General features: G+C 69.9%; 18 protein-coding genes. 7 read left to right on the plus strand and 11 right to left on the minus strand.

The features are described from left to right. Window positions 1-27: 27 nt before the first annotated feature. The gene (locus tag FZ103_RS09305; RefSeq protein WP_156000262.1) at window positions 28-1,011 is read right to left on the minus strand and encodes a nucleoside hydrolase; all 984 of its coding nucleotides are present in this window, start codon (window positions 1,009-1,011) and stop codon (window positions 28-30) included. Between the two features lie 511 nt (window positions 1,012-1,522). Between FZ103_RS09305 and FZ103_RS09310 the strand changes: the two genes are divergently transcribed. Further along, window positions 1,523-2,089 (plus strand): ATP-binding protein, encoded by a 567-nt coding sequence (locus FZ103_RS09310; protein ID WP_156000263.1) that lies wholly within the window; start codon window positions 1,523-1,525, stop codon window positions 2,087-2,089. 33 nt (window positions 2,090-2,122) lie between these two features. Here the strand turns inward: FZ103_RS09310 and FZ103_RS09315 are convergent, their stop codons facing one another. Continuing rightward, window positions 2,123-3,676 carry a BCCT family transporter gene (locus FZ103_RS09315; RefSeq protein WP_156000264.1) on the minus strand — a complete coding sequence of 518 codons (1,554 nt, stop codon included), beginning with the start codon at window positions 3,674-3,676 and terminating at the stop codon, window positions 2,123-2,125. 571 nt (window positions 3,677-4,247) lie between these two features. Between FZ103_RS09315 and FZ103_RS09320 the strand changes: the two genes are divergently transcribed. The 4 genes from FZ103_RS09320 (at window position 4,248) to FZ103_RS09335 (ending at window position 8,190) form a co-directional block, all read left to right on the plus strand. Beyond that, window positions 4,248-5,072 (plus strand): DUF2625 family protein, encoded by an 825-nt coding sequence (locus FZ103_RS09320; RefSeq protein WP_156000265.1) that lies wholly within the window; start codon window positions 4,248-4,250, stop codon window positions 5,070-5,072. 491 nt (window positions 5,073-5,563) lie between these two features. Continuing rightward, a complete protein-coding gene (locus tag FZ103_RS09325) occupies window positions 5,564-5,962 on the plus strand; it encodes a group 1 truncated hemoglobin (protein ID WP_343233451.1) in 399 nt (132 codons plus the stop codon). A gap of 252 nt (window positions 5,963-6,214) precedes the next feature. Then, entirely contained in the window at window positions 6,215-7,345 is a 1,131-nt protein-coding gene (locus tag FZ103_RS09330) for a globin domain-containing protein (RefSeq protein ID WP_186356064.1), read from the plus strand. Beyond that, on the plus strand, window positions 7,342-8,190 hold the full coding sequence (locus FZ103_RS09335) for a DivIVA domain-containing protein (RefSeq protein WP_156000266.1): 849 nt from the start codon (window positions 7,342-7,344) through the stop codon (window positions 8,188-8,190). The genes FZ103_RS09330 and FZ103_RS09335 overlap by 4 nt, the downstream gene beginning before the upstream one ends. 874 nt (window positions 8,191-9,064) lie before the next feature. On the opposite strand, the gene FZ103_RS09340 is transcribed toward FZ103_RS09335, so the two are convergent. The 4 genes from FZ103_RS09340 to FZ103_RS09355 all read right to left on the minus strand — a co-directional run bounded on the left by FZ103_RS09340 (window position 9,065) and on the right by FZ103_RS09355 (window position 16,812). Beyond that, the gene (locus FZ103_RS09340; protein WP_156000267.1) at window positions 9,065-10,906 is read right to left on the minus strand and encodes a glycoside hydrolase family 6 protein; all 1,842 of its coding nucleotides are present in this window, start codon (window positions 10,904-10,906) and stop codon (window positions 9,065-9,067) included. Window positions 10,907-11,074: 168 nt separating this feature from the next. Further along, on the minus strand, window positions 11,075-12,664 hold the full coding sequence (locus FZ103_RS09345; RefSeq protein WP_156000268.1) for a cellulase family glycosylhydrolase: 1,590 nt from the start codon (window positions 12,662-12,664) through the stop codon (window positions 11,075-11,077). 113 nt (window positions 12,665-12,777) lie between these two features. Then, window positions 12,778-15,693: a glycoside hydrolase family 48 protein gene (locus tag FZ103_RS09350; RefSeq protein ID WP_255429862.1), complete on the minus strand. Its 2,916-nt coding sequence runs from the start codon at window positions 15,691-15,693 to the stop codon at window positions 12,778-12,780. 519 nt (window positions 15,694-16,212) lie between these two features. Next, complete coding sequence (locus FZ103_RS09355) at window positions 16,213-16,812, minus strand: TetR family transcriptional regulator (RefSeq protein ID WP_156000270.1); 600 nt, start codon at window positions 16,810-16,812, stop codon at window positions 16,213-16,215. An 81-nt stretch (window positions 16,813-16,893) separates the two neighbouring features. On the opposite strand from FZ103_RS09355, the gene FZ103_RS09360 reads away from it, so the two are divergent. After that, on the plus strand, window positions 16,894-17,355 hold the full coding sequence (locus tag FZ103_RS09360; RefSeq protein ID WP_156000271.1) for a nuclear transport factor 2 family protein: 462 nt from the start codon (window positions 16,894-16,896) through the stop codon (window positions 17,353-17,355). 37 nt (window positions 17,356-17,392) lie between these two features. Here FZ103_RS09360 and FZ103_RS09365 read toward each other — a convergent pair whose 3' ends face one another. From FZ103_RS09365 to FZ103_RS09385, 5 genes are all read right to left on the minus strand, one after another. Next, complete coding sequence (locus FZ103_RS09365) at window positions 17,393-17,704, minus strand: YrhK family protein (protein WP_156000272.1); 312 nt, start codon at window positions 17,702-17,704, stop codon at window positions 17,393-17,395. 147 nt (window positions 17,705-17,851) lie between these two features. Continuing rightward, window positions 17,852-18,787, minus strand: a complete 936-nt coding sequence (locus FZ103_RS09370) for a sulfotransferase (protein ID WP_156000273.1) — start codon at window positions 18,785-18,787, stop codon at window positions 17,852-17,854. A gap of 1,379 nt (window positions 18,788-20,166) precedes the next feature. Continuing rightward, on the minus strand, window positions 20,167-20,403 hold the full coding sequence (locus FZ103_RS09375) for a hypothetical protein (RefSeq protein WP_156000274.1): 237 nt from the start codon (window positions 20,401-20,403) through the stop codon (window positions 20,167-20,169). A 267-nt stretch (window positions 20,404-20,670) separates the two neighbouring features. After that, window positions 20,671-20,922 carry a DUF397 domain-containing protein gene (locus FZ103_RS09380; protein WP_156000275.1) on the minus strand — a complete coding sequence of 84 codons (252 nt, stop codon included), beginning with the start codon at window positions 20,920-20,922 and terminating at the stop codon, window positions 20,671-20,673. After that, complete coding sequence (locus tag FZ103_RS09385) at window positions 20,919-21,782, minus strand: helix-turn-helix transcriptional regulator (protein ID WP_156000276.1); 864 nt, start codon at window positions 21,780-21,782, stop codon at window positions 20,919-20,921. Before FZ103_RS09385 ends, FZ103_RS09380 begins: the two co-directional genes overlap by 4 nt. 317 nt (window positions 21,783-22,099) lie before the next feature. Between FZ103_RS09385 and FZ103_RS09390 the strand changes: the two genes are divergently transcribed. After that, entirely contained in the window at window positions 22,100-22,600 is a 501-nt protein-coding gene (locus FZ103_RS09390; RefSeq protein ID WP_343233452.1) for an ATP-binding protein, read from the plus strand. Window positions 22,601-23,095 lie beyond the last annotated feature (495 nt).

A 23,095-nucleotide genomic window follows, 5' to 3' on the forward strand; every position in this document is an offset into this window, starting at 1 on the left:
GGCCCCTCTCCGCTCCGGGTGTCCCGGTCACCCCGCCGGTCGGGCCGGCAGGCCGGCGATGGGCCGCCGCGGCTCGACGGGACGGGCGAGGACGCCCTTGAGGTAGTCGAGGAAGCCGCGTGCGTCGACGTCCTCCACCACCGTCGCGTTGGGCTCCAGGCCGTGCACGCCCCACGACATCGCCGCGTACCCGCGGGTGATCTCTCCGCTGGTCTCCACGTCGACGTTGTAGCGCCCGGTGGCGCGCATCAGTTCAGGGTGCAGCAGCAGCGCCGCGGTCAGCGAGTCGGGGTGGGTCGTGCCGTCGATGCCCACGGTGCGGTCGAACTCCAAGGTGGCCGCGCAGATGCGGGTGAAGAACCGCGCGAGCGGTGTGCCCAGCGCCTCGATCTCGGCCAGTTGGGCGGGGCCGAACACGGCCCGGTGCAGGGTCAGCGGGTGCCAGGGCACGACGACGATCTCGAAGCCGGCCGCGAAGACCGCCTTCGCGGCTTCGGGGTCGACGTAGAAGTTGAACTCGGCGGCGGGGGTGATGTTGCCGCGCCCGTTGTTGGATCCGCCCATGATGTAAAGCGTCTTGACGTTGCCGGCGAAGGCGGGGTCCTTGAGCGCGGCCGAGGCGATGTTGGTCAGCGGGCCGATCGCCACGATCGAGAGCTCGCCGGGGCGCTCGGCGGCCAGGCGGACGAGCGTGTCGACGGCGTGCTCGTCTTCGGCGGCCTGGTCGCCGTCGTCCATGGACAGGCCGCCGACCCCGTCTCCGTGCACGTTCTCCGCGCTGACCCATGGGCGCATGAGCGGGCGCCGGCAGCCGGCGTGCACCGGCACCTCGCCCAGCCGTCCGGCGGCGTTGAGGGTGAGGAAGGCGTTGTGCAACTGGCGCTCGAAGCCGACGTTGCCGGCCACCATGGTGATGGCGCGCAGATCGGCCGCCGGGTCGAGCAGGCCGACCAGCAGCGCTACGCAGTCGTCCTGGGCGGTGTCGGTGTCGATGACAAAGGGGACGGGCATGGCGGCTCCGCAATCCGGGTGGCCGCCGTCCGGTTTCCCGCGGGAACAGGACGGCGGCGGTCTGCTCAGGGCACACTAGCGCCGGGGGCGAGCGGGCTGTCTAGAGAAGTGCGGACGCGGCCGCCGCTCGGCCGTTCCACTAAACATCGGATAATGGTCTATGTCCGGAATCAGGTAAATCTTGGCGGTGTGGTCTCCCCTTTGGGAGCGCTCCCGCGTAGACTTGTCGCAGGCCGGAAGGTCTTTCGCGGGCAAATCCCGCGAAGATCGATTAACCGGCGCAATCGTGTATACAATCTGAGCAGAAGGTTGTCGAAGTGCCGCTGGTGCGGCAGAATTCGGCGATGGATGGTGGTTCCTCTGGGGCGGGTGCGACCAGGTCGCCGCCCGAGGTCGGAGCGAGCGCGGATCCGTTCCCGGCTTGTCGGTGCGACGGTCCCGGTCTGCCTGATCGGGCCGGTCGGCGCTCCCTGCCCGGGGATCGACAAGCACCCTAAGGCGGTGGCCCGACATGGCCCAGTGCGACGGAGTGGACGACGACGTCGGAATCTACACACTCCAGGCGTTCCGCACATTCCCCGGGACGCCTGACGAATGTCGCGAGGCCCGGCTCTGGACACGCATGCACATGCGGCCGTTTCCCGATGTGGCCGACGCGGTGGAACTCGTCGTCAGCGAGTTCTTCGGCAACGCCATCCGCCACAGCGCCTCCGGCGAGTCCGGCGGCACCGTCTTCATCAGCCTGGTCGGACTGGTCTCGGGCGCGCTGCACCTGGAGGTGCACGACGAAGGCCCCCGCAGCGACCTGCCGCGCACCGCGGCCCGCGTGGTCTCGCCCGACCTCGAACGCCCTGACGGACGCGGCCTCTTCCTGGCGGCGGCCCTGACAAAGGAGTGGGGCCGGCTGCCCGTCAAGGGCGGGCGGGGATATGCCGAGCGCGGCTACACCAGCATCTTCGACGCCGTCTGCGAGCAGGACGGCGGCGAGTACAACGGCCCCATGATCACCTGGGCGGACTTCACCACATCGGTGCGCACGCCCGAGGCCGCCCGCACGGCCCAGCACTCGGTGTCCTGAGCCCCCGCCCGTCGAGGGCCGCAGCGGTCCCCGCTACGGCGCGATCTCCGGGCTCCGGGGTTGTCGGCAGTCGTGGTCGAGGGCGCGCATGAGCGCGATCATCATCAGGAAGCCCATCACGAAGAACGGCAGCCCGACCACGATGATCACCTCGGAGAGGGCGTCCAGACCGCTCTGGCCCGTGGCCACGAGCAGGGTCGCCGCCACCACCCCCTCGGTCACGGCCCAGAACACGCGCTGGCGCACCGGTCCCGCGTTCTCGGTGCCCGAGCAGAGCATGTCGACCACCAGTGACGCCGAGTCCGAGGACGTGGTGAAGAAGATGGCCACGATCACCACGGCGAAGCCCGAGACCAGCGTGGTCAGCGGGTAGTTCTCCAGGAACGCGAAGAGCGCCCCGGGGATGTCGTTCTGCTCGACGACCTCGCGGACGAGCCCGCCGGGGCCGTCCATCTGGATGTTGAAGGCTGACAGCCCGAAGACGCTGAACCAGACGATCGTGAAGGCGGTGGGCAGCCCCAGCACGCCGAAGATGAACTCCCGGATCGTGCGCCCCTTGGAGATGCGGGCGATGAAGATGCCCACGAACGGCGACCAGGTGATGGTCCACGCCCAGTAGAAGACGGTCCAGTCGCCCTGCCAGCCGGTGTGGTTGAAGGTGTCGTTCCAGAACGACAGCGGGACCAGCCAGCTGGCGTAGATGCCGACGCTCTCGATGATCCCCCGCATCAGGTACAGGGGCGCGCCGGTGGCCATGACGAACACCAGCAGGCCGATCGCCATGACGATGTTGATGTTGGAGAGCCGCCGGACGCCCTTGTCCAGACCGAGCGCCACCGAGACGACGGCGATGGCGGTGATCGACGCGATGATGATGGTCTGGACGGTCTTGGACTCGGGCGTGCCGAACAGCGCCGACAGCCCGCTGGTGATCTGCAGGGTGCCCAGGCCCAGCGAGACCGCGACCCCGAACAGGGTGCCCATGACCGCCAGGATGTCGATCGCCCGCCCGATGGGGCCGTTGATCTGGTCGCCGAGGAAGGGGTGGAAGATCGAGCTCACCCGCACCGGCAGCCCGCGCTTGTAGATGAAGTAGGCGAACGCCAGCGCCGGCAGGGTGAAGATGGTCCAGGTGTGCAGGCCGAAGTGGTACAGCGTGTAGCCCATGGCCTGCTCGGCCGCCTCCACGGACCGGGGCTCGACACCGCCCTGCGGCGGGTTCGCGAAATGGCTGATCGGCTCGGCGACGCCCCAGAACATCAGGATGGTGCCGATTCCCGCGGCGAACAGCATGGCGAACCATGTCATGGTGCCGTATTCGGGCTTGGAGTCGCTGGCGCCCAGCCGCACGCGTCCGTACCGGGTGCAGGCGAGCACGAGCAGGAAGACGAGGAACGTCGTGACGCCCAGGATGTAGAACCAGCCGAGATTGGTGAGCAGCCACGCCGACATAGCGCCGAATAGCGCGTCGATGGTATCGGTGAACGCGATCGACGCGACGACGAACACGACCGTCAAACCGGCCGACACCGAAAAGATCACCGGGTTCGTGTCGAGCCCGAGCCTGCGGATGGTTTTCTGCAGCATCCGGTTTCCTTTCAATGGGCCGCCGGCAGGCGCCGCCTTTCCCGTTTCGCGCGACCGGGGGCCGACGGGGGACCGGCACGCCGTGCGCGGGCCTGGTGGCAGGCGGTCTGCGTGCGTCCGGTTGAGATCATGGCATATGCGGGACAGAGTCGGCCGGGGCTGTCCACAGCCCGCGCGTCGGCATGGATCCCCGGGCAGGGGGACAAGTACGGACCAAGGCGAATCGCGAAAGACCGCTCGGTCCACCGCACGCGGACCGCAATTTTCGTCTGGACACTAATCTGTGATGGTTTGTCCGTTCTGCGGCAATCCTCCTAACGCTGCCCACCGCGCCCGATGCCGTCCTCAGCGGGCCCCTCGGGCCTGCGTGCTGCAATCTTTTTGCTCAGCAAGGCTGCCCGTAAAACGGCACGGAAAACTTCGCAAAAGAGATCAACCGCAGCGTTAACCGCAAATCCGGCGACTGCCGGACGGCGGAGCGGTCGGTGATCGGCGGTCTTGAACTGTGCCCTGCCGGAATCCGCCGAAATACCCCCTGCCGCGACCGGGCCCGCGGTGCGAGGATGGGAACATGCGAGCGCTCAGCGAACTCCTGGACGTCGACGAGTCGGCCTGGCCGGCGCTGGAGGACGCGATCGAGCGAAGCCCGGTCCAGGTGCGCGTGCTGCCCGCCGACCGGCCGCGCCGCGGGCATTCGTGCCTGCTGCAGTTGCAGGTCACCGTGCGCTCGGCGCTGGGCGCCATCGCGGCGAACTCGGGCGGGCTGCTGGTGGACGGCGGCTGGCTGCGCATCTTCGGCGGAGCCGGCACCGAGGATTCGGGGCTGCCGAGCCTGGCGCGGGTCAACGGCTTCCCCGCCGAGGCCCGGGCCGACTGGCGGCCCGAGGGCGGTCTCGTCGTCGCACACGACGTGCTCGGCGGGGTGTTCGCCGTCAACGAAGTCGACGCCGCCGAGGCCGGCCGTCCCGGCGCGCCAGGCGAGATCTCCTACTTCGCGCCCGACACCCTGGACTGGGAGCCGCTGGGAATCGGGCACGGAGCGTGGGTCTCCTGGACGCTGTCCGGCGGTCTGGAGTCGTTCTACCGGGGCCTGCGCTGGCCCGGCTGGCGCGAGGAGATCGCCGGTCTGCGCCCCTCCCACGGGGTGTCGGTGTGGCCGTTCCTGTGGTCGGCCGAGGGGCGCGGCGACATCGCCGCCACCTCCCGCCGCAGCGTCCCGATGGCCGAGCTGATCGGTCTGCACAGCGAGCACACGGAGCTGCTCGGACTCGCCCCGCCGGGGTTCCTCGGCCACGTCCACCACCCCGCCGCCCCCGATACCGACCGCGGCCCCGCTGCCGGCCGCGTCCGCGACCCCGCCGACGCAGGCTCCGCCGAGCACGCCCGCGGCGACTAGCGAGCAGCCGCGGCGCCCGCATCGTCGCCACGTCCGCGCATGCGGTTCTCCGACCCGCTTCCCGCATTCCGGAAATCGGATTTTCATGGCAAACCGGAGTGTTTCTCTCGTCGTGGAGATCGCATTCCGATACTTTCGGTAAAATGCGCTCCGTGATCGACTGGCGGGTCGTGCACACTCCGGGTCATTCAGTGCCGTAATAGTCCGCCGGGGTGCCCGCCTGCCGTCTCGCGGGGCACACGAGGGCGGCCTGCCGGCAAGGTGTGCAACGATAACGGCCCGAGGTCCCGAACTGGGCAAATCCGCGCAAACCACCAGGTTTCAGCGTCGGTCGCCGCAAAGCCTGGCAAGGCCGTAAAGCCGCCCTGAACACCGGAAACGTCGACATTCGCGGCATGTTTTGACGATTCGGTAACGGCCTATGTAGTGTTCAGCACCGAGTTCTCTCGCGCATCTCCCTTCCCTCCCCACACTCCTTTGAGGTGCCTATCGTGACGAACGATTCCGACAGCATCTACGAGCGCATTGGCGGCCACGAGGCCATCGCCGCCGTCGTGGACGACCTGTACGTGCGCATTCTGGCGGACCCGGAACTCGCCGGTTTCTTTACAGGAACCAACCTGGCCAAGCTCAAAGGTCGCCAGGTGGAGTTCTTCTGCGCCGCGCTCGGCGGCCCGGACGTCTACGACGGGGGCGCCATGGACGAGGTCCACCGCGGCCGCGGCATCGAGCAGGCCCACTTCGACCTGGTCGCGGCCCACCTCGTCGACTCGCTGAAGGCGGCCGGCGTCCCCGGCCCCACCGTCGACGAGATCGTGGGCGTCGTCGCCCCGCTGGCCGACGACATCGTCGGCGGCTCGGGCGGCAGGACCGACTCGGCGGTCGGCTGAGTCGGCCCTATCGACCGGACCCTCCCGGACGGCCTCCCGCGCTCACGCCCACGGGAAACCGCCGACTCGGGGAGGTTCCGGCGCACCACGGCCGAGCACCGCGCGTTCCGCGCCCGCGGACCCGCGCGCCGCGCGGCCCGCGGTGCCGGTCGGCGCGGTGTGCTGACCACTACTGCCATATGCCCCGGCTTGTCCGGTCCGTCCCGGGCGGGACGCGCCGACCGCCGGGTGCACTCCGTAAGGATCTGATACGTGGACGTCACGCGGCTGAAGGACAGTTGGAAGAAGGTCGCGGCCTACGGCGATGAGGTGCCGCTTTTCTTCTACTCCACACTGTTCCTGACACATCCCGAGACTCGGAAGCTCTTCCCGGTCAGCATGGCCGGCCAGCGCGACAGGCTGGTCGGCGCGCTCGGGCGGATCGTCTCCGACGTCGACAGGGTCGACGAGCTCGTGCCCTTCCTGCAGCAGCTCGGGCGCGACCACCGCAAGTTCGCCGTGGTCGCCGAGCACTACCCGGCCGTGGGCCAGGCGCTGCTGCACACTCTGGCGCACTTCCTCGGCCCGGAGTGGAAGCCCGAACTCGCCGAGGACTGGAGCGAGGCCTACGGGCTCGTCGCCAAGGTGATGCAGGAGGCGGCCGACGAGGCCGCCACCACCACGCCCCCCTGGTGGGAGGCGCGCGTCATCCGGCACGAGCGCCGCACCGCCGACGTCGCCGTCCTGTGCGTGCAGCCGGAGTACGAACTCGACTTCACGCCCGGCCAGAGCGTGGCCGTGGAATCGCGCCTGCGGCCCAACGTCTGGCGCTACTTCACACCCGCCAACGCCCCGCGCCGCAACGGGACCATCGACTTCCACGTCCGCCTGGTCGGCGGCGGCCCGCTCAGCACCGCGCTGGTCCAGGGCGTGCAGCCGGGCGACACCCTGCGGCTCGGGGCGCCGGTGGGCAACCGGCTGACCCTCGGCGAGCGCCGCGACGTGCTCATGCTCGCCGGAGGCACGGGCCTGGCCCCCTTCAAGGCCATGCTGGAGCAGATGCGCGCCGAGGGCACCGAACGCCGGGCCCATCTCTTCGTCGGCGCGCCCTACGCCCGCGACCACTACGACTACCCTGCGCTACACGAGATGACCCGGGAATGCCCGTGGCTGCGGGTGGTGCCGTGTGTGTCCCGCGAGCCGGCGCGACCGGGGGTCGAGGCGGGCGACGCCGTCGACGTCGCGCTGCGCTACGGGTCCTGGTCCCAGGAGGACGTCTACGTGTGCGGTTCCCCTGAAATGGTCACCGGAAGCCTCCGGCGCCTCGCTGCGGCGGGGATCGCCGACGAACGCATCCGGTACGAGGACTTCGACAGCAGCAGCACGAGCGGAGGAAATCCGTGACCGCACGCGAGGACGGGGGTCCGATGAACCGGTCCCAGCAACGGCTCAGTCCAGAACGCGTCCGTGCCCAGGAGTTCTCGCGGACCCCGATCGGGCGGCGCGGGTACAACGAGGAGGAGGTGCGGCGGTTCATCGGCCGCGTCGCCGAGGACATCGCCGCCAGCGACGCCGAGAAGGCGAGCCTGCGCGCCGAGATCGACCGGCTCCGCAGGCGCTACCGCGAGCAGAACAACTCCGCCGCCGCCTTCGAGGGCCCGCCGGCCGACGCGGTCAACCTCCTCTCGGCGGCGCAGCAGCAGGCCGACGCCTACGTCGCACAGGCCCAGGAGTACTGCCGCCAGCTCACCGACCAGGCCCGCCAGCAGGCCGAGGACATCCTGGTCGAGGCCCGGGACCAGGCGGGCGCCGCCGCCGAGGAGGCCGCGCGCGGCTACCGCGCCAACGCCGGCACCTCCTACGACGCCGACCTGGAGGAGATGGAGCGCCGGGTCGCCTGGATCCAGACGTTCTGCCGGGCGGTGCAGATACAGATGCAGGCGGCCAGCGACGCGTTCTCCACGGAGATCGCCCGGCTCAGCGAGATCACCGCGGAGGCCGCCGCGAACCGCGGCGGCTCCGGCGCGGGCGAGCCCGAGGGGGCGCACCGCTCGCGGCACGCCCAGCAGGCGCCGCCGCAGCAGCCGCCCCCGCAGCAGGCCCCTCCCCAGCACGCGCCCGCGCACGGCGGAATCGGGCCCGACCCCGAGGACATCGTCTACCAGCAGCGCCACGGTGCGCCCATGGACCCCGACCGGCGGCCCTACGCCGAGGACGGCCTGCCCCCGGCCTGGTCGCAGCGCGGCTGAGGCGCCGAGCCGCTGAGGCGCCCGTGCTGCCGCTCCCCGCGGGGAGCGGCAGCACGGGCGCGGCAACGGGTGCGGTTCGCCCACGTCCCGTTTAAGTAGTCGGTCACCACAGCGGTTGCGGCAATGGGGCTGTGATGCGCGAAGCGCTGTGCGCCCACCCGTCAGCCCACCGCCACCCGGATGAGACGCTGCGCGTCGCGTGCTCGATTCAATGCCGCCGAGCGCACGGTGCTCCTTTGCGGTGGAGTCCCGCCACGGGTGGTGCGGCTCCACCTGACAAGTTGCGCGTGCGCTCGGCGGCAAGCTGTGCTCGCGCTTCGCGTGGCGCACCCATTGCCGCAGCCTCGGTGGTGGCCGTCCCAGGGGGTACTCGGTGGGTTCCTGGGAAGCGGTGTCCCCGCCGTCGTTATCGCAATCCAACGGTGGCGCTGCGCGCCGCGTGCTTGTCTGCCCCGTGGCCCGCCACCGCCCCTGCGTCCTGTTTTAGGGAGTCGGTCACCACAGGCGGTTGCGGCAATGGGGCTGTGATGCGCGAAGCGCTGTGCGCCCACCCGTCAGCCCACCGCCACCCGGATGAGACGCTGCGCGTCGCGTGCTCGATTCAATGCCGCCGAGCGCACGGTGCTCCTTTGCGGTGGAGTCCCGCCACGGGTGGTGCGGCTCCACCTGACAAGTTGCGCGTGCGCTCGGCGGCAAGCTGCGCCCGCGCTTCGCGAGGCGCGCCCATTGCCGCAACTCACCCCCCGTGGCTGCGGTGGGCTGTTTGACCCACCCGCGAAAACACCGTGCCCCCGGGGTGGCACCGACCCGGGGGCACGGCTTGCTGTGCGAACAGCGAGCGTTTCGCGGTTTCTAGTTGTGCATCATCCTCTCGTTACAGCGGGGGGTAGGCGTTCTCGACCAGCATCTGGAACTGCTCGGGGAACCAGTGGCCCGAGACCGGAGCGTTGGCCATCGCGCCGCTGGGGCTGTTGCCGTTGCGCACGTTGCCCTCGTAGGTGGGGTCGCACATCCGGTCGAAGCCCTTGCCCTCGTCGTTGTCGATGGGCTCGCTGTTGCCGTCGGACTCGCCGGGCGGCTTGATCCAGGTGTAGGCGTCGATCCCGGAGGCGGGAGCCGCCTGCGGGCGCTCGCCCAGGCCCGCGCCGTCCTGGTTGCACCAGTTGCCGGGGTGGATGCGCCGGTCGACGCGGCTTTCGTCGACGAAGGTGTTCAGGTCGGTCGAGGAGCTCGGGCCGTCGGGCCGCTCGGAGCCGCCCCAGCCGTTGCGGGAGGTGTCGATGAGCATGCCGATGTCGGAGTTGAACCCGGCGGAGACGGCCTCCTGGCGCAGCGCCTGGGCGAACGACTGCTCGTCGATGTACTGGTTCCAGTCGACCCAGTTGGACTGGCGCACCTGCTGGCCGCCGACGGTGTCGTTGACATCGAAGTGCGGCTCCACCAGCGCCGAGTAGTTGGCGGTGTTGACGGCGAAGCCGTGCAGGTCGTCGACGGTGGCGCCGTGGGAGGTGGCCGCCTCGTGGAAGACCTGGACGGACGGGCCCAGGTTGGTGTCCCAGCCCAGCCAGCCGTGGTGGCCGGCGTCCATGTAGTTGTAGACGTTGGGGATGTCGCCCAGCTCGCTCAGCGCGTAGGCCACGCCCTCGACGTAGTTGCCGTTCTCCTTCATGGTGTTGCAGTTCTCGGTGGCCGTCTCGCGGCTGCCGACGTTGGTGACCAGGTTCGGCAGCGAGTCCGGCTCGATGATGGTGACGATCCGCAGGTCCGAGTACTTCTCGTCATCCATGATCCCGGCGATGACGTCGATGTACTCGGTCTTGTAGCGGCCGATCTCCTCCTGGCCCAGCTCGCCGTGGGAGGCCAGCGCCGCGCAGTCGCGGCCGGGCAGGTTGTAGATGACGACCTGGATCGTCATCGGCCGGTCGCCGGCCTGGGCGAGGGCCTCGTCGAGGTGGTCACGCAGGCCCATGTCGCCGGTGGTCGGGCTGTCGTTGCCCGCGATCGCGCCGATCCGGTCCAGCCACAGGGCCGTGGACTCGTCGGCGACGGCGTCGCCGCCGGGCTCGCCGGCTGCCTTCTCCGACCACACCGGGTTCACGTACAGGTCGGCACCCACGAACGGGTTGTCGACGCGGCCGTCGCTGCCGCCGTCGTTGCTGCCGTCATCGCCGCCGCCGTCGTTGCTGCCGTCGTCACCCCCGCCGTCGTCACCGCCGCCGTCGTCACCGCCGCCGTCGTCACCGCCGCCGTCGTCACCGCCGCCGTCGTCACCGCCGCCGGTGGAGCCGTCGCAGACCACCCCGTTGAGGGTGAACTCCGCCGGAGCCTCGTTGCTGCCGCTGTAGGTGCCGTTGAAGCCGATCTGCACGCTGGAGGAGGTCCCCAGCGTCGCGTTGTAGCCGGCGTCGGTCACCGTGACGTGCTGCCCGGACTGGCTGTAGGAGCCGTTCCAGCCGTTGCCGACCTGCTGGTCGCCGGGGAAGTCCCACTCCAGCTCCCAGCCGTCGATGGGGTCGCCGAGGTTCGTGACGGCCACGTTGGCGGTGAAGCCGGTGCTCCACTCGTTGACCACCGTGTACTCGACCTCGCAGCCCTCCGCCGCATGTGCTGGGGACGCCGCGGCGAGTCCGGCCGCGCCGATGGCGAGCGCTGACACGCTCGCCACGGCCCGGCCCGGCCACCGCCGGGTGCGCCCGCGTCGGGGCTGTGCTCTCATTGATCCTCCTTGTTCGTGACCCGCCGACCGGACGGTTCCGGAGCGGTGAGCCGTATGGGGATGGGGAGGGTGGTGTGCCGGGCCCCTTGCGGGGGTCCCGGCACGGCGGCCGTCGGAAGTCGGACCTCCGGCGGCCTTTCCGGACCGGCGTTCAATGCTCCGCCGCCGTTACGACCCGGAACACGAGGTCCCGCCGGTCCGGAAATCTTCGGGTTGGGGCGATGCGGGCCCGGTGGCTTGGAAGCCGATCGACGCCGAGGCGCCGGCGTCCAGCGTGGAGGCCCAATCGGGTGCGGCGGCGGTGACGGTGTCGCCGCTCTGCGAAACGTCGGCTCCCCAGCCGCTGGTGACCTGCACCCCGTCGGGCGCGGTCCAGGTGAGGGTCCAGTCCGTGATCGCCTCGTCGCCGCTGTTGGTCAGTACGACGTCGGCGGTGAACCCGCCGTCCCAGGAGTTGGCGACGCTGTAGTCGACGGTGCAGGCGGTGCCGGCGGGCGGGTCGGTGTCGCCGCCTCCACCGTCGCCGTCGCCGTCGCCGTCGCCCCCGCCGGTGCCGTCGCCGTCACCGGGGCTGGTCGGGCTCAGGTAGGGCTCGACGTAGCTGTACTTGTCCTGGTCCACGGTGCGCCAGTCGTTCTGCAGGATGCCGCCGGTGTCACCGGAGTTGGGGTTCCACGACCAGTAGGTGAAGTCGATGCCGGACGTGCCCTGGCCGAGGTAGGACATCAGGTCCTGCAGCCACACCTGGTCGCGGCTGTCCTGCAGCGTGGTGCCGAACTCGCCCAGCAGCACCGGCGCGCGGTCCTCGTTCTCCAGGTAGCCCCAGAAGTGGTCCCACAGCGCGGGCATGTTCGCGGGGAAGTCCGGGTCCTCGAACCAGTCCTGCATCGCCACCGAGGTGGCGTACTCGTGCGCGGAGTAGACCAGCTTGTCGGGGTTGCTCAGCCGCACCGGGTACTCGGCGGCTCCGGAGAGGTTGCCGCCCCACCAGCCGCACTCGGGAGCACCGGTGCCGGCGACGCAGTCGACGCCTTCGACCACGATCAGCCAGTCGGGGTTGACCTCCAGGATGGCGTTTCCGGCTTCCTCGGCCGCCAGCCGCCAGTCGCGGGCCGGGTCGCCGCACCCCCAGCAGGCGCCGGTGCCGTCGGAGGTGGAGTGCGGCTCGTTGTGCAGGTCGGCGCCGATGACCGTGGGGTTGCCGGCGTAGCGCTCGGCGAGCATCTTCCAGTCGGCGATCCACTCGCTCTGCGGGTGGGCGTCGGTGTACCACAGCGCCGACTGGCTCGACGCCGAAGGGCGGTGGCGGTCCAGCAGGACCCGCATGCCGTGCTCGCCCGCCGACGCGATCACCTCGTCGAGGATCTCCACCCCGGAGAGCCCTTCGAGCTCGGGATTGACCGAGAAGTCGATGCCGTTGGGGACCGAGCCCGCATCCAGCGCTTCGTTGGAGTACGGCAGCCGGATGGTGTTGAAGCCCAGGCCCGCCATCTGCTCGACCATCGAGTCCAGATTGCGCTCCCACAGCCCGTGCGGCGCGAAGGTGTCGGTCTCGGACCCGAACCAGTTGATGCCGGTCATGCGGACCGGGTCGCCGTCGGCGTCGACGAGCTGGTCGCCTTCGGCGCTCCAGTAGCCCTGGCCGGTGCCGGCGGGCTCCGACGGCGCCGCCGCGGCCGGTGGGGCCGTGGCCGGCCCTGCGAGGGAGATGCCGAGTAGCGCGGCGAGTGCGGCCGCGGCCCAGCGGGGTGTACGCATCGGTCGTGCCTCCTGCTGCCCGGTGCGGATGGGGAGGGGATGGGAAGGAAGGGGGTCGCGGTGCCGGGGGCGGGTGCCGCGGCCGCGTGGACCGCGGCACCCGCGTGCCGGCGCTAGCCGAACAGGTTGTCGTGGGTGGCGAAGGCCGTCGCGATCTCCGCCTGTGCCCAGAACCGGTGATAGGTGAAGGTGGGAGCGTCCCCGTCAGGGTTGGCGAGGTAGTCCTCGACCTTGGAGAACTGCGGGTCGTCCCGGTAGAAGGAGCGGATGGACAGGAAGGTCGAGCCCGGCTCGACGGTGTCGCCGTTGGGCATGGTCCCGGACCAGCCCTCGGGGACGTAGACCTCGTCGTCGAAGCGGTCGTAGTCGCCCCGGCTCTCCTCGACGGCGATGCCGATGTCGTCCTCGTTGGCCATCAGGGCGTCCAGCAGCCCCTCGCCGGTGGTGAGGGCGTCGGAGTCGCCCGAGGCCGCCGCGTAGTACAGCAGCGTCTTGGCGAGCGAGGCCGCCACACCCACGTCCTGGCCGTGCGAGACGACGTCGACGTGCAGATCCGGGTTGCCGGTGTAGCTGCCGTCCCAGGTGTCGGGCTGGCCGGACCACTCCATGTCGGCCGGGACCGCGAAGTCCCCGCCGCCGTTGAGCTGGGTGTTCTCGATGGCCCAGGGCACCCACTTGTCCAGGATCTGCCCCGCGCGCTCGTTGCCGGTCTCATAGTAGAGCTGGGCGACGCGCTCCATGCTCCACACCTGGAAGCCGAACCAGTTGTTGGACGGCGGGTCGTGCCAGACCGGCTGCCAGTCGTAGTACATGCCGTAGAACTGCGACGCCTGCACGTCGGACGGGGGCTGCTCGTAGCTGCCCGCCCAGCTGTTGGTGGCGCCGCCGGCCAGACCGCCCTCGGAGGACTGCAGCCACTGCATGAACTCCAGTTGGCGCTCCATGCTGGTCGCCCAGTCCTCGGCGCCCGTGGGCGACTCGGGCTGGAGCTCCTCGCTCTGCGACAGCGCGTAGGCCGCCATCGGGTTCTGGTAGCCCTGGTGGGCGGAGCTGCCGCCGATGCGCCAGGCCCACGGGTACTCCGCGGACTCCATCGCGCCGCCCCACGCGTAGTACCAGGACATCAGGTAGTGGGCGCTGTTCTTGCCCTGGCCGGCCGCGCACTCCTGCGGGCCGACGCAGTCCCCGATCTCCTTGAAGTACTTGTCGTACATGGCGTAGCGCAGGTAGTCGCCCATCTTGGCGGCGTCGTCGACCACGCCGGAGATGGCGTCGGCGTTGCCCTGCTCCTCGGCCCACTTGTTGGCCCAGTAGGCCACCTGCACCGCGCGCGCGTCGGCGTCGGGGGCGTTGGTGTAGCGCCACTGCTGGGAGTAGGAGTCGTCGTCGGTGAACAGGTCGAGGTACCCGTTCTCACCGCCGTGCTCGAACGTCTCGCACGAGGGGTGCGGCACGGTCTCCCACACCGACTCCTGCGACCCGCGCTGGAAGGTGTTGATGAAGGCGGGCGCGTCGTCGGTGCCGTCGCCGCAGAAGCCGAACCCGTAGGTGTTGTCGACGTCCAGCAGCCAGTGCATGCCGTAGATCTCGTCGGTCCCGTAGGTGCTGCTCAGCTCCTGGGCCAGCGGGTCCTCGCCCACCGCCACGCTGTCGTCCAGCGCGGAGGGGTAGCCCTGCGGCGTGTCGTGCTCGGGGATGTAGGTCGCCGGCGACGACGGGTCGTAGGAGCCGTTGGTGGGCTGGTCCTCGGTCTCGGGGATGATGTACTCCTCCAGCGAGGCCCAGGCCTCGTTGAAGGGCTGCCACTCACCGGTGACGCGCCCGTAGGAGGCCTCCAGCCACAGGTAGTAGCTGAACGCCTCGGAGGTGGTGGCGTGCCCGTGGTCGGGCGCCTCCACGATCAGGGTCTCCACCGAGTGGTAGGGGACCAGACCGCCGTCGAACTCGCGGAAGTAGCCGCTGGCGGGGTCCTTGATCTTCTCGTACTGCTCCAGGAACGCCGCCTCGTAGTCGGACGTGGAGGCGTCGATCTCGGTGACCTCGACCGTGGTCGAGCCGTATCCCTGGCCCGAGACGGTGAAGACCGCCGAGGCCAGCGAGCCGCCGTTGTCGGCGGAGGAGACGGTGACCTCCTGGGCGGTGTCCCAGTTGTCGGCGGTGAAGGTCAGTGCGCCGCCGGAGGAGACGCTCAGGTCCTGGCTGCCGTCGGTGCGCGCGACGCTGACGTCCACGGCCGAGGAGGGCGCGTTGGAGAGGGAGACGTCGAAGGTCGCCTGGTCGCCCTGGCGGACGCTGAGGCTGGCGGGGGTGGCCACGATCTGCGGTTCGTCGATGACCTCGACCGCGATCGGGCTGGAGGTGGTCTCGGCGCCTGCGTCGTCGACCGCGGTGGCGGTCACCGAGTAGGGGCCGGTTTCGGCGCCCGACCAGGTGGCGGTGTAGGGCGCGGTGTCGTCGGTGGCGATCTCGGTGCCGTCGGCCTCGAAGACCACCTGCGCGACGGAGCCGTCGCTGTCGGAGGCGTCGGCCGCGAGCTCGATGTCCTCGCCGGCCAGGAACGTCGCGCCGTCCTGGGGGGAGGTGAGGCTGACCTCGGGCGGCGCGTTCTCGGTGCCGCCCCCGTCGCCGCCGCAGACGGTGCCGTTGAGGGTGAACTCCTCCGGCACTGCGTTGCCGCCGCTGGTGGTGCCCTGGAAGCCGACCGTGGCGGACTCGCCGCTGTCGAGGTCGGGGTTCCAGCCGGGATGGGTGACGGTGACCTCGTCGCCGCTCTGGCTGAACTCGCCGCTCCAGCCGTTGGTGACCTGCTGGCCGTCGGGGAACGTCCAGCCGAGGGTCCAGTTGCTGACGGGGTCGCCCTCGTTGTTGACGGTGACGTTGGCGGTGAACCCGCTGCCCCAGTCGTTGGTGATCTGGTAGTCGACGGAACACTCCGTCGCCGCGAGCGCGGCTGTGGCCGGCGCCAGGGCCGTTACCAGCCCTGCCGCGAGTCCGCCCGCTAAGAGCCGCCCCAGCGGCCATCGGGTCAAGAGCCGGGAACCCATGGTGGTGGAGTACCTCCAGTTTCTTTTCAACCCCCGCCGGTGCGGCGGGGACGTGGGGGATGCGCCCGTGAAGGGCGGGTGAACCTGGCGGTGGGCATGGTGGTGGTGCGGCGACGCTGCGTAGCCGCGATGGCCGGGGTTTCGGGCCGGCCGGGGCGGTCGGGGGCGGATCGGGTACGGGTGCGCCTGCGACGGGCGCCGTTACCGGGATGGGGGATGCCGGAGACGGAACGCGATGGGGATGGGGGATGGTGTCTCGGGTGGGGGTTGGGGGCTGTGATCGGCTGGGAGCGCTCCCAGGGGTCCTGGATGCCGAGGCGTCTCACCTCGGCGAAGGGCGGTCTTCAGTTTTCATGATCTTCGTCACTCTTGGGAGCGCTCCCAATTACGGTAACCAGATCTAACCCGTGTGTAAACCGTCCTTCCGCGTTTTCCCCTTGCGGGTGTCGGCGAAGCCGCTCGCGGCGCCGCACGCGGGCGCCGCGAACCCCGGAACAGCCGCCCTCACGCCAGTCGGGCAAAGGCCGCGTCCACCGCCTCCGCCAAGCGGCCGGGATCGTCGCCGGCGGCCGCGCGGCCCGCGTAGTAACAGGCGAGCGCCGTCTCGGCGGCCAGGCGGGCGGTGTGCTCGTCGGCGCCCTTCTCGGCGAGCAGGCCGGACATGGCCGCCACGTAGCGGCGCTGCTTCAGCAGGCTGCGCGCGAGCAGGTCGGGGTTCTCGGCGACGATCCGCTCGTGCTGCCGGTAGGCGGCGGGGTTCTCGGTGAGGCGAGCCACGAGCAGGGCCGCGGTCTGGCGCAGGTAGGCCAGTGCATCGGGCAGCGAGTCGCCGATCGGGGCGGCGGCGGGGAGCAGCCGCGCCTCGTCGGCCAGCGCGGCGTCCAAGCCTTCGTCGCCGCCGAAGACGACCTCCTGCTTGTCGCCGAAGTAGCGGAAGAAGGTCGCCCGGCCCACCTCCGCGCGCTCGGCGATGTCGGCCACCGTGACGCCCTCGAAGCCGCGCTCGGCGAAGAGCTCGTAGGCCGCCTCCACGATCGCCTCCCGCGCCCGCCGCCGCTTGCGCTCGCGCAGAGAGCCTTCACCGGGAGTCGAGCCGCCGTCCATGGATTCATTGTAGACAGGCGATACGCAGACTCTTATGATACCAAGCATCAACCGATACTCAGTATCAAAAAGGAGATCCGCATGACGGACGACCCGACCGCCAAAGCGCCCGCCGCCTCCACGGGGGCCGCCCGCGCCGCCGAGGAGCGCACCCGCGCGTTCCTCGCGGCGCTGGAGCACAAGGACCTGCCCCAACTGGCGGAGGCCCTGGACGAGCAGGCCGGACTCACCATCGCGCTGTCGTTCACCGGCGCGCAGGAGCCCGCCGGGCACTTCTCGGGCAAGCGGGAGGTGCTGGGCTATCTGGAGGGCGTAATCCGCAACATGGATCGGATCCGCTTCAGGGACGTGCGGATCAGCGTGACCGCCGACGGCCAGACCTCGTTCGTCCAGGCCGACGGCGACTTCACCGCCGCCGACGGGCGGCCCTACGCCAACGTCTACGTGCTGTGCCTGGACTGGTCGCAGGGCCGGCTGGTGCACGTCGACGAGTACGCCAACCCGATCGCCTTCACGCAGGTCTTCGGCGAGCTCTCCGCCTGAGCGCTCCCCACCGGAGCGCCCGCTCGGTGCGGCGGCGTCAGAAGTCCTGTGACGACTCGTGCGGGGCCGCGCCCGGGCCGGCTCCCGTCCGCGACCGCACCCCGCGCACGTGGACCAGCCGCGCCAGGCGGATGATCGGCCGCACGAGCAGCTCGGCGCTGCCGATCAGGAAGCACCAGGTGCCCCACGTCTCCCAGGAGGGGGAGAAGAACATGACGCTGCCGACGATGAACCACAGGGCGATCAGGATGTCGTTGGCGATGCTCGCCGCCTCGTAGCGGCGGCGGATCACCAGTTCTTCGGGCCCCACCCGCAGGACCAGGTGGGATCCGCGCCCGGATTCGGCCATGCCCCCGCCTTTCGCCGACATGTCCCCGGGGGCCTACTGCCCGGCGGCGGACGGGCCGATACAAGACGGGTGCGGGTAGATCGCGGCCGAGGGATCACGGCCCCGCTCGGAGCCGCGGCGGTCGGAAGGCGGGCGCTCAGCGCGCGCTCAGCTGTAGCCCCAGAGCTTCGCGTACTTCGCCAGTTCCGGGGAGAGCTTGTCGGCGTTCTCGATCTCGCGCGCGGCCTGGATACGGCCGGACCGGATGTTGGCGCTGCGGTCGCCCAGATTGGGAACGAACTCGCCGTGGTCGTGCTCGCCGTAGTCGAGCATGCCCGGCTCCCAGTCCACGTCCAGGTAGACGCAGAGCTTGCGCAGCGTCTCCTCGGGGTGGGCGGTGAGGTCCTCGTAGCGGACGGTGTGGCCCTCCAGGGCGTTGCGGCCCTTCTCCAGCGGCTCCAGGTACTTCAGCACGTTGGCTTCGAGCTGGTCCCGCGTCGCGGTGTTGTTCTTGCGGTTGGCCAGCGACGAGACGATGCCCTCGGGGTGGCGGAGCAGGAAGATGAACTTCGCGTGCGGCCAGGCGTGGCTCAGCCGCTCCCACGCCCACACGTTGCCCGGCGTCTTGTCGACGATGACGTCCTTGCCGCTGCGCTCCAGCTCCAGGTGCAGGATCCGGTCCCACAGCACATGCTCGATCTCCAGCCGGTCCAGGCCCAGCTCGCCCATGGACTTGGCGGAGAAGTCCTCGGCCAGCTGCACCTCGATCGTGCGCAGGTGCAGCTCGTGGGGCGCGCGGATGCGCGAGTGGCTGTTGAGGAGCATCCGCAGCAGCGTCGAACCGGAACGCACGGGACTGATCACGAACACCGGCGAGGGCACGTGGCGGGCCACGATCGGCACGCCGTACTCGTAGTGCACGGTGTGCTTGGGCGGCCGGGCCTTCTTCGCCTTCGACGCCTTGGGTGCCTTGGGCGCCTGCGCGGACGAGCCGGCAGATGCCGGCGCGGCCGCACCGCCCTTCGCAGCGATGGACCGCGGCGGGCGGAGCGCTTCACCCAGCAGCCGCGCCCTGCGCTTGATGCCTGATCGCAGGTCGCTCATCAGCCTCCGCCTTCCTGCCTGCAACGCCTGTACCTCGAAGAACGCAGTCCAGCCCGACCGCGTGCGGTGCGAGGGACACGCTGAGGGCGCGGGCGGGCTCGATGGCGCCTGAGATTACTGAATAAAAAATGTGTAAAACGTTAAGACTCAATAAATAGTGAATAACGGACGTAAGCTACCACAGGCACCAAACGTCACAGCCGTTCCGGTTCCCGGCGAGCGGGTCCATGCGGGAGCGCCTCGGTCCGCCTCCGGTCATCCGAGGGCGTGTGGGCCGCGGGGGAGCGGTCGCAGGTGAGCGGCCGCGGGCGGGTGGCGGTCCCTTCGCGGTCGTCGCCGCGGGCGCGGCCGGTGCCAACGCCCGCCGCCGTCAGCGCGGTTACGTCCTGTTTATGCGGCCGGTCACCACAGGAGGTTGCGGCAATGGGGCTGGGTTGCGCGAATCCCACCCGTCACCCGCCGCCGCCCCTAACGGAGGCGCTGCGCGCCACGTACTTGTTCTGCGCCGGCTTGCCGCTGAGCGGCGGTGCACCTGTGTTTCGGAGGCCCGCCACCGGTGGTGCGGCTCCACCTGGGAAGAACCGCGTGCGCTCGGCGGCAAGCTGCGACCGCGCTACGCGAGGCGCGCCCATTGCCGCAACCTCGATGGTGGCCGCCCCAGGTGGTGCCCGGGGGGTTCCTGGAAAGCGGCGCCCCCGTCGTTCTTAGACACGGCCTACGTCCTGTTTAAGTAGTCGGTCACCACAGGAGGTTGCGGCAATGGGGCTGTGATGCGCGAAGCGCTGCGCGCCAGCTTGCCGCTGAGCGGCGGTGCACTTTCGCGCCGGAGGTCCGCCACCGGTGGTGCGGCTCCACCTGGGAAGAATCGCGTGCGCTCGGCGGCAAGGAAACACGTGACGCGCAGCGTCTCCGTTGGGGTGGTGGTGGGCTGACGGGCGGGCCGCGCTACGCGAGGCGCGCCCATTGCCGCAACCTTGATGGTGGCCGCCACAGGTGGTATCCGGGGGGTTCCTGGCAAGCGGCGCCCCCGTCGTTCTTAGACACGGCCTACGTCCTGTTTAAGAAGTCGGTCACCCCAGGAGGTTGCGGCAATGGGGCTGTGATGCGCGAAGCGCTGCGCGCCGGCTTGCCGCCGAGCGCACGGCGCACCTTTGCGCCGGGGCCCGCCACCGGTGGTGCGGCTCCACCTGGGAAGAACCGCGTGCGCTCGGCGGCAAGGAAACACGTGACGCGCAGCGTCTCCGTTGGGGTGGTGGCGGGCTGACGGGCGGGCCGCGCTACGCGAACCGCGCCCATTGCCGCAACCTCGATGGTGGCCGCCCCAGGTGGTATCCGGGGGGTTCCTGGCAAGCGGCGCCCCCGTCGTTCTTGGAGACGGCCTATCCCTCGCCGCTGTCGCCCGTGCCCCGGTGCATCTTGCGCAGGCGGAACGCGGCCACCGCGACGAACGCGACCGCGAGCGCGGCGCCGACCGCCCCCGCCACGCCCAGGCCGGTCTCGGCTCGGGCGACGGCCGTGAGGAGGGAAACCGCGGCGAACGCGCCCAGCGACAGCCCGGCGATCACCTGGATCCGGGCTTCGATGTCGCCGTCCGATCCCCCTTCGGTCGCGCCCATGCTGCTCCCTTCGCCGACATCCGCCGGCCCCCCGCCGACGGTCCGGACGACGCCCGCCCCGTTCCCTCGGGCCGCCCACCGGCCGCCCGGGAGGTCAGGCGTACATCCGCTCTCCTGGGGATACCGTCCGGTGCGCACCGGGAAACACCGGACACGCCGAACAACCGCTCTGGAAGGCGGATCGGGGAGAGGAGTCGTGAAGGGGGAGTAGCGGCAGGTGCGCGCAGTGTTCGCCGCGCGCTTGGAGGTGTCGGATGAGTCTCCGCGCTACAGCTCGGCGGCGCGGGCTGCGGTGAGGAAGGCGTGCCACTCGGCGGCCGGGAAGGTGAGGTGCCCGGCCTCCGGGTGCTTCGAGTCGCGCAGGGCCGCGCCAGCGGGGAGGTCGGCGACTTCCACACAGTCTTGATGCTGGCCGCTGTGTGTGCTCTTGCGGAAAGTCGAAGGGACGTGGGCGACCTCTACGCAGTTGGGTGCCTGTCCGCTGTAGCTGCTCTTCCTGAAGATCAGACCATGATTCATGAGGCGCTCTCTAAGGTCTTGGCCAGGTCATCGATGAACCTCGCTGCTTGGGAGGTGCTGATGGCAGCGCCTTGGATGTCACCGAATGTCGCATTATACCGCTCTACGTCCCCAGGCTGCTCGAAGAAGACCGAGTCTGTGATGGTGTCGACGTGAACGATCGGCGGATTGATCGGGTCTGAGAATTCCAGGATGCTAAAGGGCGCAGCGAGGGCGGCATGAGAGCCGGCGTCGAACGGGAGTACCTGGATGTCGACGTTCGGCAGCTCAGCCATGTACAGCAGATGTCGCAACTGAGCCGCCATGATTTGCGGCCCGCCGATCATGCGGCGTAGTGCCGCTTCGTCCATGACGACCCGCAGGCGCACCGGGTCGAACTTCGTGAGGATTTCCCGTCGAGCGATCCGTGCTTGGACGCGGCGTTCGATGTCCTCGGGGCCTGTGTAGCGGCCTCCCTGGAAGAGCGCTTCGGCGTACTCGGGAGTCTGGAGCAGGCCGGGTATCACCAGTCCCTCGAAGCACCGGATCACAGACGCCTCGGCCTCGAAGTCCGGTAGGGCCTGATCGCCGAAGACTTCCCGGTACTTCGACCACCATCCCCGCTCCTTGGCATCGCGCGCGAGCGCGTGCATGGCCCTGCGCTTGTCGGGATCGGTGATCTTGTAGAGATCCATCATCTTGTCGAGATCAGCGGAGCTGATCCGCTTGGTCTCTGTTGTCTCGATCTTGCTGATCTTGGAAGCCGTCCAGCCCAAAGCCTGTCCGGCCTGGGTGACGTTCAGCTTGGCCTGCTCGCGGCCCTGCTTCAGCTCGGTGGCAAGCCGACGGAGGCGAAGAGTGGGGCTGTGGGAGTGGTGCATGGGGGAGAGCCTAGCCAAATTCTCGACATTGTCGAGTTCTCTATTGACACTCGACAATGTCGAGCTACTGTGAGTGTGTAACCGGTCACTGCACCATCACCCGCAGTGCCCAACGCCCAAGCTACTAACCGCCCGTCGCCCTGTCCGAAAAACGGACCAACCCACGGGCACCGGGACCGGTACCGGCACCACACGGCCACCCGCAGCACGCCCCTTCACACAGCCTCAGCTTCAGCCTCAGCACACCAGGAGTCGCCATGCCCGCTTGCGCTGCCCTCGTCCGGCTACCGTCCGTAACGGTCCCGCTCGGACTCCTCGTGCCCTGGCACAAGCAGCACTACTTCGACCCGGCCGCCCCGCGCGCGAACTTCCGCAGCCGGGCGTTCACCTTCTGGGGCGACACGGCCCTCTTCCCGCTGGTCCACGCCTTCCTCGGCGCCTGCGTGGCGGGCCGGGACCCCGACTACCGGTACCTCTTCGACCTGCTGGGCACCGAACTCGCGGCCAACGCCGTCCGGCACTCGCGCTCGGGCGAACCCGGCGGCAGGTACACCCTGCGGGTGGACCGCTGCGCCGAAGGGATGACCTTCACCTGCCGCGACGGCGGTCTGCCGGAGACCCGCGCGCTGGACGCCCGCGCTCGCGCTCACCTGTCGCCGGATCCCGCCGGCCTGGAGGCCGACGCCGAACGGGGCCGCGGGCTGGCGCTGGTAGACGCCCTGTCCACCAGGTGGGGCGACAACGGCCTGGCGACCCACCGACACGTGTGGTTCCACCTGGCCTACGACCTCTCGGAAAGCAAATGGCGCGGCGCCTGAGCCCCCCGGTCCCAGGCGCCGCGCCTATCCCCCCTACATGGCCTAGACAAGGCTCCCCCACCTGTCAGGGCCACTGTGTCCCGCCCCCGGCTTGCGCCCTTAGGAGCTGAACTGTGTCCAAGATTAGCGCTACTCCGACCCCTGCCGTAGCCGTTTCCGCAGGATCTTCGGAGGAAAGTGCTTACCAATTCCGTGAGCCCTCCGAGCAGGCGCTTCAGTATGCCCGGGAAGCCCCGAGTGCGCATATTTGCACTTCAAAAGCGGCTCCCCCGGCCACAAATGCCTATGAGGGCGGTGCATGCCGGTCGTGCCTGCACCCGCCCTGCCGCACCCGGCGCGCCGCCCGGCAGCCGCGCAGGCGCGGACACACCGCCGAATTCGCACCCGAACACCGCAATGCGGCCGTGATCCAGGCGCGCTACCCGGGCACGGCCGTCTGGTTCGGCGAGGCGACCCAGTCCTACTGGGCCATCACCCGTATCGGACTCGTCGAGG

This window comes from Streptomonospora sp. PA3, assembly GCF_009728995.1.
In the GTDB taxonomy this organism is placed as follows: domain Bacteria; phylum Actinomycetota; class Actinomycetes; order Streptosporangiales; family Streptosporangiaceae; genus Streptomonospora.